Origin of the sequence: Variovorax paradoxus (assembly GCF_009498455.1) — a bacterium.
In the GTDB taxonomy this organism is placed as follows: domain Bacteria; phylum Pseudomonadota; class Gammaproteobacteria; order Burkholderiales; family Burkholderiaceae_C; genus Variovorax; species Variovorax paradoxus_H.
In genome coordinates this window covers 2,218,542-2,232,500 of the sequence record NZ_CP045644.1, presented here as the reverse complement: position 1 = coordinate 2,232,500, position 13,959 = coordinate 2,218,542, and the positions used below count along the sequence as shown (strand labels likewise).

The following is a 13,959-nucleotide window of genomic DNA, read 5'->3' as shown; positions in this document are numbered from 1 at the left end:
GTTGCTTTCAGCGGAGCCTTCGATTATGCACTGTTTTTTCAAACCGCGTCAACTTTCGGAGACTTTTTTCGCTTTCCACTCCTTCTCTCCTGCAACCCGAACCTTTCAGCTCAAGTCGCTGAAGTTGTTTCCAGCGAAGCCTTCGATTATGCACTGTTTTTTCAAACCGCGTCAACTTTCGAAGACTTTCTTCACCACCCACAACCAGCACTCCTGAGAGCTCCAGTCGCTTCGAACACCAGAGGTATTCAGTAGCGAAGCCCACGAGTATATGACAATTTTCGGGCCTTGCAAGGCAAGCCGAAAGGAATTTGAAGAAGGCGCTTCTCGCCTCGCTCACCGCCAGCCTCACGCCTCTTTCTTGGTCGTCAGCGCCTCTCCTGGATGACTCCAGACTCTCTCTCTATATAGAGGGCCACAAAGAAGCCTTCTCCCCTGGCAGTCAGGCGCCGTCACCCGCCCCTCCGATAATCCGTGCCACATGGCACTCATCACACTCCTCGACGCGCAGCTCGCGTTCGGTCACGTCCCGCTGCTGGATCATGCGGACTTCTCTCTTCTTGAATCGGAACGCATCGGCCTGATCGGCCGCAATGGCGCCGGCAAGTCGTCGATGCTCAAGATATTGGGCGGGCTGGAAAAGCCCGACGACGGGACGCTCCAGTTGCAGCAGAACCTTCGCGTCGCCTACGTGGCACAGGAACCGGCGCTGGACATGGATGCGGACGTCTTCACCGCCGCCAGCCAGGGCCTGGGCGAAGTCATCGCCATCCGTGACCTGTACCTCTCCGGTGCGGACGGGCTCGACCTGGACGCCCTGCAGTCCAAGATCGAAGCCTACGACGCCTGGAACTGGGAACAGCGTGTCGAGGAGACGCTGCACCGCCTCCACCTCGACCGCAATGCGCGCGTCGGCTCCCTCTCCGGCGGCACGCGCAAGCGGGTCGCGCTGGCCCAGGCCCTGGTAGCCGCGCCGGATGTGCTCTTATTAGATGAGCCGACCAACCACCTGGACCTCGACTCCATCGAGTGGCTGGAACAGTTGCTGATCGACTTCAAGGGCAGCGTCGTCACCATCACCCACGACCGCAGCTTTTTGAACCGCGTCGCCACCCGCATCGTGGAGCTCGACCGGGGCAAGCTGGGTTCCTACCCCGGCAACTTCGAGCAGTACCTCCTCCAGAAGGAAGAGCAGCTCGCGCAAGAAGCCATCATCAGCGCCAAGGCCGACAAGCTGCTGGCGCAGGAAGAAATCTGGATCCGCAAGGGCGTCGAAGCGCGCCGCACGCGCAGCCAGAGTCGCATCACGCGGCTGCAAGAGTTGCGCGCCAGCCGCTCCGCGCGCCGCGAAGTGCAAGGCAGCGTCAACATGGACGTGGCCTCGGGCCAGTCCAGCGGCAAGATCGTGGCCGAGCTCACCGACGCCACCAAGTCCTTCGGCGAGAAAACCGTGATCCGCGGCTTCAGCGGCACGATCCTGCGCGGCGACAAGATCGGCCTGCTGGGCCCGAACGGCGCCGGCAAGACGACGTTGCTCAAGCTGATCCTGGGCGAACTCGAGCCCGACAGCGGCAAGATCCGCCGCGGCACCAACCAGCAGGTCGCCTACTTCGACCAGATGCGCGACAAGCTCGACCTCGACGCCACGCTCGAAGACTTCATCAGCCCCGGCAGCGAGTGGATCGAAATCGGCAGCCAGAAGAAGCACGTCAAGAGCTACCTCTCCGACTTCCTGTTCTCCCCCGCGCGCGCCAACTCCCCCGTGCGCTCGCTCAGCGGCGGCGAACGCAACCGCCTGCTGCTGGCGCGCCTGTTCGCGCGCCCGGCCAACGTGCTGGTGCTCGACGAGCCGACCAACGACCTGGACATCGACACGCTCGAACTGCTCGAAGGCCTGCTGCAGGACTACGACGGCACCGTGTTCCTCGTGAGCCACGACCGCACCTTCCTCGACAACGTGGTGACCAGCACGATCGCCTTCGAGGGCGACGGCCGCTGGCGCGAGTACGAAGGCAGCGTGGAAGACTGGCTGATCCAGTCGAAGCGCGCACGCGAAATCGCCGAGCAGCGCCTCGCGTCGGCACCGCCGGCCCCTGCCGCGGCACCGGCCCCGGCTCCCGCGGCTGCACCCGCCGCCGCCCCCACGGGCGGCCCCCGCAAGAAGCTCTCTTACAAGGAGCAGCGCGAACTCGAAGCCCTGCCCGCGCAGATCGAAGCCCTCGAAGCCGAACAGAAGCGCATCAGCGAAATGCTCGAGCTCGACGGCGGTGCGATCTATGCGAGCGACGCCTCGCGCGCGGTCGAACTGAGCGAGCGCCACGCCAAGATCGACGACGAACTGCTCGCTGCGCTGGAGCGCCAGGAAGAACTCGGCGCCGGACGCTGAGCACCGGTTGGCCGCCCGTCCCACCCCCGGCGGGCGCCAACTCGGCTATACATGCGGCACCGCCTTCCCTGGCCCCGGAAAAATCTCGCCGCATGCCTTCTTCTTCCTTCCGCGCAATTGCCCGCCGCAGCGTCGCGCTGCTGGCCATCCTGGTGCTCGGCGCCTGCGCGCAGCTGCCGAAGGAGGTGGAGCGCCCCGTCTCAAGCGCGCTCGCCTCGCCTGACGGCACGGCGCTGGCCACGCTGCTGAAAGAGCGGCGGCAGGCAGACAAGGCCCGCTTCGACTCGGGCTTCCTCTTGCTGGGCGGTCCGCAGGCTGCCTACGGCAGCCGCTTGGCGCTGATCGAGAGCGCTCAGAAAACGCTGGACCTGCAGTACTACGCCATTCACGCCGACGCCAGCACGGGCCGGCTGGTGCGCGGGCTGCAGGCGGCCGCCGAGCGCGGCGTGCGGGTGCGCATCCTGCTGGACGACTTCCACACCATCGGCCGCGACGCGCTGGTGCTCGGCCTGGCGTTCATCCCGAACATCGAGATGCGCCTGTTCAATCCACTCGCGGGCTCGCGCGGCACCGGCTTCAACCGCATGCTCAACGCCATCGGCGACGTCTCGCGCATCCAGCAGCGCATGCACAACAAGCTGTTCCTGGCCGACAACGTGATGGGCGTGACCGGCGGGCGCAACCTGGGCGACGCCTACTTCGGCAATGCCACCACCGGCAACTTCGTCGACGTCGACGTGCTGGCGGCCGGCCCCATCGTGCAGGACCTCTCGCGCAGCTTCGATAGCTACTGGAACAACGAGCGCGCCTACCCCGTGCAGTCGCTGGTCTCGCGCGAGGAGTTCCAGCGCATCCGCGAACGCGCGCGGCGCGCCGACCAGGAACTCGGCGACGAAGCGGCCGAAGCCCGCAACCTCCCGAAGCCGCCTGATGGCGAGCCCCGCCCCGGCGCGGCGCCCACGGCCGAACAGCGCGCCCGCGCCTGGGACGAGAAGCCGCTCGACCTGCGCACCGCCACCTTCGTCTGGGCGCCGGCGCTGATGCTTGCCGACGCGCCCGGCAAGATCCCGGCCGACCGCGGCCCCGGCGCGATGCGCAACCCCGACCTCGTGGTGAGTCGGTCCGCGCTGCCGTCGCGCAACGCCGCGGCACTGGCCGACCTGGCGTCCAGCGGCGACACGGTGGTCGAAGGCCTGCTGCACCTGATCGGCCAGGCGCGCACCGACCTGCTGATCATCTCGCCCTACTTCGTGCCCGGCCCCGACATGCAGCAGGCCTTTGCCGCGGCGCACGCGCGCGGCGTGCGCATCCGCGTGCTGACGAATTCACTGGCCTCGAACGACGCGCCCATCGCCCACGTCGGCTATGCGCGCCACCGCAAGGCGCTGCTGACCGCGGGCGTCGAGCTGTACGAGTTGCGCAGTGAGCAGACCGACTTCGGCAATGTGTTCGGCTCCTCGGGCAGCAGCAGCGCGGGCAGCGCCAGTGGCGAATCACGCGCGATGCTGCACTCGAAGGTGCTGGTCATGGACGGCCGGCTGCTGGTGGTCGGCTCCATGAACCTCGACCTGCGCTCGCAGCTGCAGAACACCGAGATCGCGCTGCTGATCCGCAGCAGCGAACTCTCGCGCGTGGCGGCCGAGCAGATCGAGCGCGGCATGCGCGAGCGCTCGTGGCATGTCGAGCTGGTGAAGGGCGCGCTGGTGTGGCGCGCGCCCGAAGGCAGCGGCCTGCAGGACACGGACACCGAACCCGACGCGAGCGCCACGCTGCGCTTCCTGCTGCGGCTGTTCGGTCCGCTGGCGCCGGACCAGTTGCTCTGACGGTCCGGCGAGACCGAAGGGGGTCAGTGCTTGTGCTGGTGGTGCTGATGCGCGCCGCCTGCCGCGGGCGCCGGCGCTGCACCTTCGGGCGCACCGACCGGCAGCTTCAGTTCCAGCGTCGTCTTCGTGCCCTTGGCGTCCTCGAACTTCAGGGTCATGGGCACGGTCGCGCCCTTGGTCATCGCGCCCTTCAGGTCCATCAGCATCACGTGGTAGCCGCCGGGCTTGAGCTCGACGGTCTTGCCGGCCGGCAGGTCGAGGCCGCCCGCCAGTTCGCGCATGCGCATGGTGTCGCCTTCCATCTTCATCTCGTGCACCTCGGCCACGCCGGCGGCGGGCGTCGAGATGCCGACCAGCTTCGTGCCCGTGGGCGCGGTGAGCTTCATGAAGGCGCCCGTGCCGCTCTGGCCCGGCACCGACTGGCGCACCCAGGCGTCGCGCACGTCGACCGTGGCCACGCCCTGCGCCACCACGTCGAGCTTGGGCGCGGGCGTCTTCAGGCCGGCCGTGGCGCTGCCCGCGGCGGGCACCTGGGCCCAGTCGACGCTGCCGACGTCGCAGTCCTGGTGCACCTTGAACCACAGCGGGCCCGGCGCGGCAGGCACCTTGCCGCGCAGCACGAACTCGCCGCGCTCGGCGGCGGGCAGCGCGTTCTGCGGCGTCTCTGCGGTCCAGCGCACTTCGCCTTCGACGCTGCCTGCTTTGGGCGCATCGAGCTTCCAGCCCTTGCGCGCCTGCGCGTCGGTGAGCACGAAGCCCTTGGGCAGGCGCACCGCGAGGCCGGTGGTGGCCTTGGCGCCTTCGCAGGCGTGGCCGACGCGGAAGGCGGCGTTGTACTCGCTGCCGACGGTGGCGCCGCCCGGGGGCAGGCTCACGTGGGCGCCAGCGGCGCCGGCACCGGCCAGCAGAGCGCAGGCGGCGAGGATGTGGAAGGTGGGAGTGAAAGGCTTCGTCATGGCGTGTGTCCTTGGATAGGAAAAAGTGAGGGTCAAAGGTCGAACTTGAGTTCGGCCACGAAGGTGCGTTGCGGGTACGGGTGGAAGGCCCAGTAGGTCCGGTTGTTGAGGTTGTCGATGCCGACGGCGGCGCTCCACTGGCGGTCGATGCGGTAGCGGATGCGCGCGTCGACCACGAAGAACTTCGAGAAGCCCATGAAGGCCATGCCGTTCGGATCGCTGTTGTCGAGCGTGCCGTACTGCCGGCCGCTGTAGCGCGCGCCCACTGTGTAGCTCCACTTGGCATCGGGCCGGTAGGTGGCGAGCAGCGAGGCGCGCACCTTGGGCACGCGCGGCTGGTCGCGCCCCACGCTGGCGGGGAAGCCGCTGTTGGCGGTGATCTTCGAATCGGTCAGCGTGAGGCTGCCGCCCAGGTCGAGTCCCTGGATGCCCGCGTCGACCGTGTTCAGCGCCACTTCCAGCCCGCGCGTGCGGATGGCGTCGACGTTCTGGATCGTGCTCACGAGGTTGGTGAGCGCCTGGGTGTAGAGCGCGTCTTTCGTGTGCTCGAAGAACAGCGTCGTGCGCAGCACGCCGTCGAACCCCCAGCGCTTGAGGTCGCGCTCGGCGCTCAGTTCGGCGGTCCACGAACGCTCGGGGCGCAGGTTCGGGTTGGTGTTGACGATGCGGTTGCCCTCGATCGAGCCCTGGTAGAGCTCGCTCACGGTGGGCATGCGCACGGCGCGGCCGGTCGAGGCCTTGAAGAGCCAGTCGGGCGTGGCCTGCCAGGCGAGCGCGGCCTTGGGCGAGACGAAGCTGTTCTTGCGCGGCGCGAAGTCGAGCAGCCGCGCCGCGTTGCCGAGCTGGCCACCGTACGCCTCCCAGCGCTCGTGGCGCAGGCCCAGCGTGGTCTTCCAGTCTTTGGCGAAGCGCCAGGTGTCCTGCACGTAGAGCGAGCGCAGCCGCGTGTTGCCGTTGAAGGCGGAAAACGGCGACACGGCCGGCCCGCCGATCCAGTCGCGCGTGTTGCCGATGGCGCTGCGCAGCCGCGCGGTGTCTTGCTGGACACCGAAGTCGACCACGTGCGCGCCCACGCCCTCGGCCGAGCCGGTGGGCCGCCAGGTGCCCGCGGCCTTGAAGGTGTGCCAGCCGGTGCCGCCCATGTCGGTGGTGCGACCGGGGCCGCCGTAGAACGCACCGGGCAACGCCACGGTCGGCGTGCGCGAGGTGTCCTTGGCGTAGTCGAACAGGCTCGCCGCCACTTCCCAGTCGAACACGCCGCCCGTGTGGCTCTTCACCGAGAGGCCGTGCATGTAGTGCGTGAGCGCCGTCTCGGTCGGCGCGAAGGCGGCGGCCGGCGTGTCGAGGGTGTAGGTGCGCCCGCCGAGGTTCACGCGCCCGCCGTACACCGGCTGCCCGAGCGCATCGCGCAAATAGGTGTCGGTGCTGCCGTGCGTGGTGTTGTGCCAGGCGCCCAGCGTGTAGGTGGCGCGCACCGTGGGCGAGAAGTCGTAGGCCAGCTTGAGCTTGGCCTGCTCCTGGGTCGTGTCGTAAGCGGTCGTGCCGCCGAGCAGCCACCACGGCTGGTTCGACGGGTTCAGCCCGAGCACCGCACCGGTGACGGGCGTGCCCGCCGTGCCGACGGTGCCCGCGCTGACGAGCCGGTTGGCGAACGACAGCGCCTGCCCCTTGCTGTGGGTGCGCGAGGCGCCGAGCCACCACGACCAGTCGCCGCTGCGGCTGCCCAGCGACAGGTCGAGCTGCTGGCCGCCCGGCGACGAGTGGCTCTTGTCCAGGTCGAAGTTCGAGGCGAAGCCGCTGAGCTTGACGTGCGCCTCGAGCTGCGTGGGCATGCGCGTCACGTAGTCGACCACGGCGCCCACCGAGTTGCCCGGGTAGGCGGCCGAGAACGGACCGTAGAGCACGTCGACACGCTCGATCTCGTCGGGCGACACCATGCCCCAGCGCGGCGCGAAGGTGGCGCCATTGCCCAGCGGGTTCGACAGCATGATGCCGTCGGCGTAGACCATTGCGCGCGCGCTGTTGCCCGTGCCCGAAGCGCGTGTGGCGAGCACCGCGTGGTTGAAGTCGCCGATGTAGCGCTTGCGCACCAGCAGGCTCGGCAGGTACTTGAGCGCGTCTTCCGCGTCGGTCGCGTTGACCGTCTCGGCGATCTGCTCGGCGGTCACGCCTTCGATGGTGGTCGGGATCTGCGTCGGCAGCGAGGTCGGGCGGCCACCGCTGATGGTGACGGTGCCGAGCGCGCGGCCCGGGGCGGCGGCGGCCTCAGGCGGCGGAGGCTGCTGCTGCGCCCACACGGGCGCGCCGAGAGGAAATGCCATGGCGATCGCCAGGGCGCGGGAATGGGGTTTCAAGGGGAGCCGGCTCCACGAACTTCAAGCCAAAGGGGGCCGCCTGCGCGCACGCGGGGTGCACAGACAGGCAGCGCTGTTGCTGATCGCTCAGGCGGAAGGCGGGGGCCCACGGGCCGGCAGCGGTGCGGCCGTGGCCGCGGCATGGCGCGCGGCGGGAATCGGTTGAAGCACGCGCCCCAGCGGCAGGGGCGCATCGAACGCGGCCGCCACGGGTGGCGGGGGCGGTGCGCCAGTCAGCACGCACAGCGGGCAGTCCATGTGCGTGGCGCCCATGTCCTGCACGCCGTCTTCGGTGTGCACCACCACCTTGATGGTGCCGGCGCCGGAACACACCAGCTCCATCGCCTGCGGATGCACCACCGGCGACGCCACCGCCACGCCCAGCGACAGCACGAACCACAACAGCATCCACCGGCCGAGACGGGCGATCAGGCGGGAGTGGGGGTGCAGCGTGTGCATGGCGGTCGCGATTATCGGCGCACTTTGCTGTTGGTGGCCTTGGGGGCGGGCTTGCCGCTCTTGGGCGCGGCGGCCTTCGCGGCCGGCTTGGCGCCGCCCTTCGCTGCAGCCTTCTGGCCCTGGCCCTTGCTCGCCTTCTGTCCCTTGACGTTCTTGCCACCGCGCACCGCCTTGCGCGCCGGCGGCTCGGGCGCCGCGAGCGACGGCATCGGCAGCGCCATCTGCGCCTGCGCCTCGGTGAGCACCGGCGTCACGGTGAAGCCGCGCGCCGCCATCAGCGTGGGCAGGCCTTGTGCGCCGACCATGTGCAGCGCGCCGACCGCGGCGAACGCGCTGCGCCCGCCCGCATGCAGGCGCTCGATGCCGTCGGCCAGGCCGGGGTTGCGGTCGTCGAGCAGGCGCTTCATGAGGCGCTGCTCGGCCGGCGTGTTCAGGCACTCGCACCACTCGGGGTACCGCGCCAGCCGGGCCGCGTCGCTGCGCGCCCAGATGTCGGCCAGCGTCTTGAGCTGGCCGCGCAGCCGACCCGACTCCAGCTCGTCGAGCATGGCGTCGATCTGCTCGGCCTCTTCGGCTTCGGAGCCGCCGGTGAGCCAGCGCAGCTGGTCGGCCGCGTTCTCGAGCGCGACGATCGGCTTGTTGCTGTTGCGTGCCGAGACGGCCAGCGTCTCGTCGACACCGAACTCCGCGTACAGGCCGTCGGCGCGCGCTGCCAGCGCGGTCAGCGTCGTGACCTGCAGGATGGGCGGCAACCTGGCGGTCGACCCCGGCGGCACGCAGGCCTCGGTGTTCTGGCGCTCGAGCCGGCGGGCGCGTTCGCCGCTGAGCACGCGCGCCACCGCGGCCGGGTCGGCGGGCTGGCTCAGCGCGCGCACCGTGGCCTCGTCGCGCGAGTCGAGCTCCAGCGCGAGCGTGTCGCTCTGCGCCATCGCCTTCTGCACCGTGGGGCCGGGTCGCACCCATTCGCCGCGCCCCAGATGCATCGTGCCGTAGAGCCACGAGGTGCGGCCGTCGCGTTCGATGCGCCACAGCAGGCCCCGATCGACGCCGTTGCGCAGGCCGATGCCGGGCTTCTCGAGGCTCGCGATGGCCGAGGGCGGGCAGGCGGCGGCATGTGCCGCGACCGCAAGAAAACAAGCGCCGGTACCGGCCAGGGCCTGGCGGGTCAGACGTGCAAGAAGGCGCTGGGGCGCCGGCCGGTCGGTGCCGCGCGACAGCAGGCGCAGCGGTGCGACGAGGGCTCGGAGTATCCGCAAGGCGAGCTCCATGATTGAAAGAAAGTCCGGCATTCTCACAGCACCGCTGCCCATAATCCAAAACCATGCAAAGCATCTTTCACCTTGCCATTCACGTGCGCGACCTCGACGGCGCGCGCCGCTTCTACGGCGACGTGCTCGGCTGCGCCGAAGGCCGCAGCACCGACACCTGGGTCGACTTCGACTTCTTCGGCCACCAGCTCTCGCTGCACCTCGGTGAACCCTTCGCGACCACCCGCACCGGTCGCGTCGGCGATGCGATGGTGCCCATGCCGCACTTCGGCATCGTGCTCGCGCTGCCCGACTGGCAGGCACTGGCCGGGCGCCTCGAGGCCGCCGGCACCGACTTCGTGCTGAAGCCGCAGGTGCGCTTCGAAGGCCAGCCGGGCGAGCAATGGACGATGTTCTTCTGCGACCCCTTCGGCAACCCGATCGAGGTCAAGGGCTTCCGTTCGCTCGACACCCTGTACGACAAGTGACCCCGCGCCCGCCCGCTCCCGTGCTTCGGGCGCCCCGGGCGGCCGCGTCCCTCCTCGGCCCGGCCGTGATCGCATGGGCCGCGCTGCTGGGTACCCCGGCCGTCCACGCGCAGCAGGAGTGCGAGCTCAACGGCCAGCGCGTGAGCCCGGCCGATGGCAACAGCACCGCCGGAAAGACCGGCCTCATGCGCTGCAAGGACCGCGGCAGCGGCGAACTCCAGCGCGAGCAGCAGGTGCAGAACGGCGTCTTCATGGGCCTGGTGCGCTTCTACGAAAAGGGCAAGCTCGCGCGCGAGCACACCGTCAACGCCAAGGGCAACATGCAGGGCCGCGCGCGCGAGTTCGCACCCGGCGGCCAGGTGCTGCGCGACGCCACGTACGACGACGGCCAGGAGCGCGGCCTCGTGCGCAGCTTCTACCCCGGCGGCCAGCTGCGGCGCGCCACCTTTTACCCCGACCGCGGCAGCGAGCGCGCCATGGTCGAGTTCACCGAGCGCGGCCAGATGTCGATGCTGCGCTGCGCCGAGGCGCCCGTGCTGGCGCCGGTGGCCGACGATGCGAAGCTGTGCGGCTTCACGGGCGGGCCGTCGACCGTCGACCTGTTCGACGCGCGCGGCATCCTGCGCTCGAAGCTCTCGTACATGGCGGGCAAGCGCGTGCGCACGCAGGAGTTCTACGACAACGGCAAGCCGTCGGTGATCGACGAGACCAGCGGCAACCGGCGCGTGGAGCGCAGCTTTTCGTCAGAGGGCGTGAAGCGGCGCGAAACCGTGTGGCTGCTGGTCGGTCGTTCGTCGATCCGCCAGCGCGAGCAGGAGTTTTCCGACCGCGGGTCGCTGGTGCGCGACCAGCGCTGGAACGCCTCGGGCGAGCCCGTGAGCGACGACAGCTATCACCTCAACGGCCAGCCGCGCAGCAAGGCCGTCTACAGCGGCGCCGGCAGCGGGCGCACGGTCGACGTGACCGAGTTCTACGACAGCGGCCAGCGCGCCGCGCAGGGCCGCTACCTCGCGCCGGGACGCAGCCGGCAGGTGCCCGTGGGCACGCACCAGCGCTTCAATGAAACAGGCGAGTTGCTGGCCGAGTCGAGCTTCGACGACAAGGGCCGCGTGACGCGCGAACGCAGCTGGGACGAGAACGGCGAGCTGCAGCGCGACGACGAAGTCTTCGAAGACGGCTCCAGAAAGGCATTCACCCGCTGAGGTGAACGCCCCTCGGCGGCATCAGTCCAGCTTGATGCCGGCCTGCTTGATGATCGGCCCCCAGCGCTTCGACTCCGCGCGCGACAGCGCCGCGAACTGCGCCGGCGTGCCGGGCATCGCTTCCATGCCGAAGTCGTCGAAGCGCTTCTGCACGGCCGGCGTGCTGAAGGCCTTGTTCAGGTCGCTGTTGAGCTTGTTCACCACGGCGGCGGGCAGGCCGGCCGGGCCGAGGATGCCCTGGAACGCGAACACCTCGGTGTTGGGCACGCCCACTTCGGCCAGCGTCGGCACGTCGGGCAGACGCTTGCTGCGCGCGCCCGAGCCGATGGCCAGCACGCGCACCTTGTTGCCCTGCATGATCGGCAGGCCCGAGGCCAGGTCCAGGAACATGCATGGCACCTGGCCGCCCATCACGTCGGCCATGGCCGGCGCCGCGCCGCGGTACGGAATGTGGGTGATGAAGGTGCCGGTGCGCGCCTTGAACATTTCCATCGCCAGGTGGTGCGGCGAGCCGTTGCCGGGCGACGCGTAGTTGACCTTGCCGGGGTTGGCCTTCACGTAGGCTAGGAACTCCTTGAAGGTCTTGGCCGGGAAGTCCGGGTGCACGACCAGCGCGAGCGGAAACTTGCCGATGGCGCCGATGTAGGTGAAGTCTTTCTCGGGGTTGAACGGCAGCTTGCTGAACAGGTGCTCGTTGAAGGCCAGCACGGCGTTGTCGGCCGAGAGCACCGTGTAGCCGTCGGGCTTGCTCTTGGCGACCAGGTCGGCGCCGATGTTGGTCGAGGCGCCGGGGCGGTTGTCGACCACGATCTGCTGGCCCAGCGTCTGGCGCATGGCCTCGGCCAGCACGCGTGCGATCACGTCGGTGCCGCCGCCCGCGGGGTACGGCACGACCCACTTGATGAGCTGCGCGGGATAGTCCTGTGCGTGGGCGAAGGGGGTGGCGGCCACGGCGGCGCCGGAAGCGAGCGTGGCGAGAAGGGTGCGGCGATCCATGAGATCAATCTCCATGTTGTTGTTCGGAAGCGGACAGCGATGGTACGGGCAGCGCGCGCAATGCGTCGGCCAGCGCGGCGCGGCAGCGCGCCTCGTCGCCGACCTGCTCGAACAGCAGCAACGCGAGCCGCGCGAGGAACAGCGATTCGCGTTCGACACCGGCTTCGGTGATGGCGCGCGCGCACTCGGCGTACAGGCGGTCGCGGGCGTCGGGGTGGAGCGAAGAGCCAGAGGTCGTCATGCGGAAATGTCCTGTGAAGTGGCGACAGCGGCACGCGCCAGCGCGGCGGGCAACGCGCTGGCCGGCAGACGGTGCCAGCGCGCGGCCACGTGGCCGTCGGGGCGCAGCAGGTAGACCGCGCCATCGCTCGCGCCGAGCGCGGCAAAGACAGCGGGCGACGCCTGCGCATCAGTGCCGTCGCTGCTCCCCAAGCTGCCGATGGTGCGCACCGCGAAAGGCAAGGCGCCTTGCTGCGCCTGCGCGATGTCAGCGGCGGGCAGCGACGCCACATCCGGCCGCAGCACCAGCAGCGTGAACACGGGGCCGATCCAGTCGGTCAGGTGGCCTTGCGCGAGCGGCTGCTCGGGCATCGCCTCGCCCGGCAGCGGCCCGGCAGGCAGCGCATCGCCTTCGCTCGACAGCGCCGACTCGTCGTAGCGCACGGCCTGCGTCTGGCGCGGGTTGATGAGCTGCGCGATGCCGCGGTGCGCTTCGGACAGCGACAGCGCCGCCTCGCGCAGCAGGTCGAAGCCGCGCGAGGGCGGCGACATGAACTCGGTGCTGCGCATCGCGGCCTCGGCGTTGATGTGGAAGGCCGCGATGCGCTCCTGCGAGTACGCGTCGAGCAGCGCCGCGCCCGACAGGCCCTTGGCCACGCAGGCCAGCTTCCAGGCCAGGTTGTCGGCGTCGTCGAAGCCCGAGTTGAGGCCGCGCACGCCAAAGATCGGCATCGCATGCGCCGCGTTGCCCGCGAACACGACACGGCCGTGGCGGTAGCTGTCGAGCGTCATCGCGCCGGCGCGGTACACCGAAGTCCACACCGTCTTCCACGGCAGGTGGCCTTCGCCGATGGCGTCGAGGTGGCGCTGCACGAACTCGGCCACGGCCGCGGGCTGCAGCGCGTCTTCGGTGCTTTGCCCCGCGCGCAATTGGTAGTCGATGCGCCAGATGTCGTCGGGCTGGCGGTGCATCAGCACGGTCGAGCCGGGGTTCCACGGCGGGTCGAACCACGCCCGGCGCTCGGTCGGGTGGCCGCTGTGCAGCTCGATGTCGATGATCACGTAGCGGCCTTCGTAGCCCGTGCCCTCGAGCGCCAGCCCGAGCGACTTGCGCACGAAGCTCTGGCCGCCGTCGCAGGCCGCGAGCCACTGGCCGCGCAGGCGGTAGGCGCCCTCGGCGTTGCGCACGTCGAGCGTCACGCCGTCCTCGTCCTGCGCGAGCGCCGTGAGTTCGGTGCCCCAGCGGATGTCCACGAGCCCCGGTGTCGCGGCGTTGCGGCGTTCGATTTCGTCCAGCAGGTACTGCTCGATGTAGTACTGCTCCAGGTTGATCATCGGCGGCAGCTTCTGCTGCGCGTCCTGCGGCATCTCGAAGCGGAACACCTCGGCCGTCTTGTAGAAGCTGCGCCCGACGCTCCACGGCAGGCCCTTGCCCAGGAAGGCCGGCAGCGCGCCCAGGCGCTCCACGATCTCCAGGCTGCGGCGCGAGATGCAGGCCGCGCGGCTGCCCACGCAGACCGTGTCGTCGGCCTCGAGCACCACGCTGCGCACGCCGTGGTTGGCGAGCCCCAGCGCCAGCGCCATGCCCACCGGGCCGCCGCCCGCGATCACGACGGGGTGGCTGCCGGGCTCCATGCCGTCGGCGTCGAGCGACGGGAGGCGCGGCGCGAAGCGCGTGTAGTGGAAAGCGCCGACCGAAGGCGGCAGCGCGGTCGCGGAGGACGGCGGCGGCACGGGGCCGGTGGCGGCGTCGGCGGTACGGGTGGAGGTCATGGAACGGGATTGTCCCGATGCAGCGCCTGCGCCAATGTCATAACTTCGTAGGAGGT

General features: G+C 69.7%; 11 protein-coding genes. 4 read left to right on the top strand and 7 right to left on the bottom strand.

From position 1 onward, the window contains the following. Positions 1-481: 481 nt before the first annotated feature. A complete protein-coding gene (locus tag GFK26_RS10230) occupies positions 482-2,386 on the top strand; it encodes an ATP-binding cassette domain-containing protein (RefSeq protein WP_153281875.1) in 1,905 nt (634 codons plus the stop codon). 92 nt (positions 2,387-2,478) lie between these two features. Beyond that, positions 2,479-4,209: a phospholipase D family protein gene (locus GFK26_RS10225; protein ID WP_153281874.1), complete on the top strand. Its 1,731-nt coding sequence runs from the start codon at positions 2,479-2,481 to the stop codon at positions 4,207-4,209. Positions 4,210-4,232: 23 nt separating this feature from the next. On the opposite strand, the gene GFK26_RS10220 is transcribed toward GFK26_RS10225, so the two are convergent. The 4 genes from GFK26_RS10220 to GFK26_RS10205 form a co-directional block, all read right to left on the bottom strand. Next, a complete protein-coding gene (locus GFK26_RS10220; RefSeq protein ID WP_153281873.1) occupies positions 4,233-5,165 on the bottom strand; it encodes a copper chaperone PCu(A)C in 933 nt (310 codons plus the stop codon). A 32-nt stretch (positions 5,166-5,197) separates the two neighbouring features. Further along, a complete protein-coding gene (locus GFK26_RS10215) occupies positions 5,198-7,486 on the bottom strand; it encodes a TonB-dependent receptor (RefSeq protein ID WP_153281872.1) in 2,289 nt (762 codons plus the stop codon). A 120-nt stretch (positions 7,487-7,606) separates the two neighbouring features. After that, entirely contained in the window at positions 7,607-7,978 is a 372-nt protein-coding gene (locus tag GFK26_RS10210) for a DUF2946 family protein (protein ID WP_153281871.1), read from the bottom strand. Positions 7,979-7,989: 11 nt separating this feature from the next. Continuing rightward, positions 7,990-9,234 (bottom strand): TraB/GumN family protein, encoded by a 1,245-nt coding sequence (locus tag GFK26_RS10205; RefSeq protein WP_153281870.1) that lies wholly within the window; start codon positions 9,232-9,234, stop codon positions 7,990-7,992. Positions 9,235-9,299: 65 nt separating this feature from the next. On the opposite strand from GFK26_RS10205, the gene GFK26_RS10200 reads away from it, so the two are divergent. Both GFK26_RS10200 and GFK26_RS10195 read left to right on the top strand, forming a co-directional pair. Then, positions 9,300-9,713 carry a VOC family protein gene (locus GFK26_RS10200; RefSeq protein WP_153281869.1) on the top strand — a complete coding sequence of 138 codons (414 nt, stop codon included), beginning with the start codon at positions 9,300-9,302 and terminating at the stop codon, positions 9,711-9,713. Between the two features lie 65 nt (positions 9,714-9,778). Continuing rightward, positions 9,779-10,915, top strand: coding sequence for a toxin-antitoxin system YwqK family antitoxin (locus tag GFK26_RS10195; protein ID WP_153281868.1), 1,137 nt, complete (start codon positions 9,779-9,781; stop codon positions 10,913-10,915). Between the two features lie 21 nt (positions 10,916-10,936). Here GFK26_RS10195 and GFK26_RS10190 read toward each other — a convergent pair whose 3' ends face one another. From GFK26_RS10190 to GFK26_RS10180, 3 genes are read right to left on the bottom strand one after another with little or no spacing between them, the layout of a single operon-like run. Next, complete coding sequence (locus tag GFK26_RS10190) at positions 10,937-11,911, bottom strand: Bug family tripartite tricarboxylate transporter substrate binding protein (RefSeq protein WP_153281867.1); 975 nt, start codon at positions 11,909-11,911, stop codon at positions 10,937-10,939. Between the two features lie 4 nt (positions 11,912-11,915). After that, positions 11,916-12,152, bottom strand: a complete 237-nt coding sequence (locus GFK26_RS10185; protein ID WP_153281866.1) for a hypothetical protein — start codon at positions 12,150-12,152, stop codon at positions 11,916-11,918. Further along, positions 12,149-13,903: an FAD-dependent monooxygenase gene (locus GFK26_RS10180; protein ID WP_153281865.1), complete on the bottom strand. Its 1,755-nt coding sequence runs from the start codon at positions 13,901-13,903 to the stop codon at positions 12,149-12,151. Before GFK26_RS10180 ends, GFK26_RS10185 begins: the two co-directional genes overlap by 4 nt. Positions 13,904-13,959 lie beyond the last annotated feature (56 nt).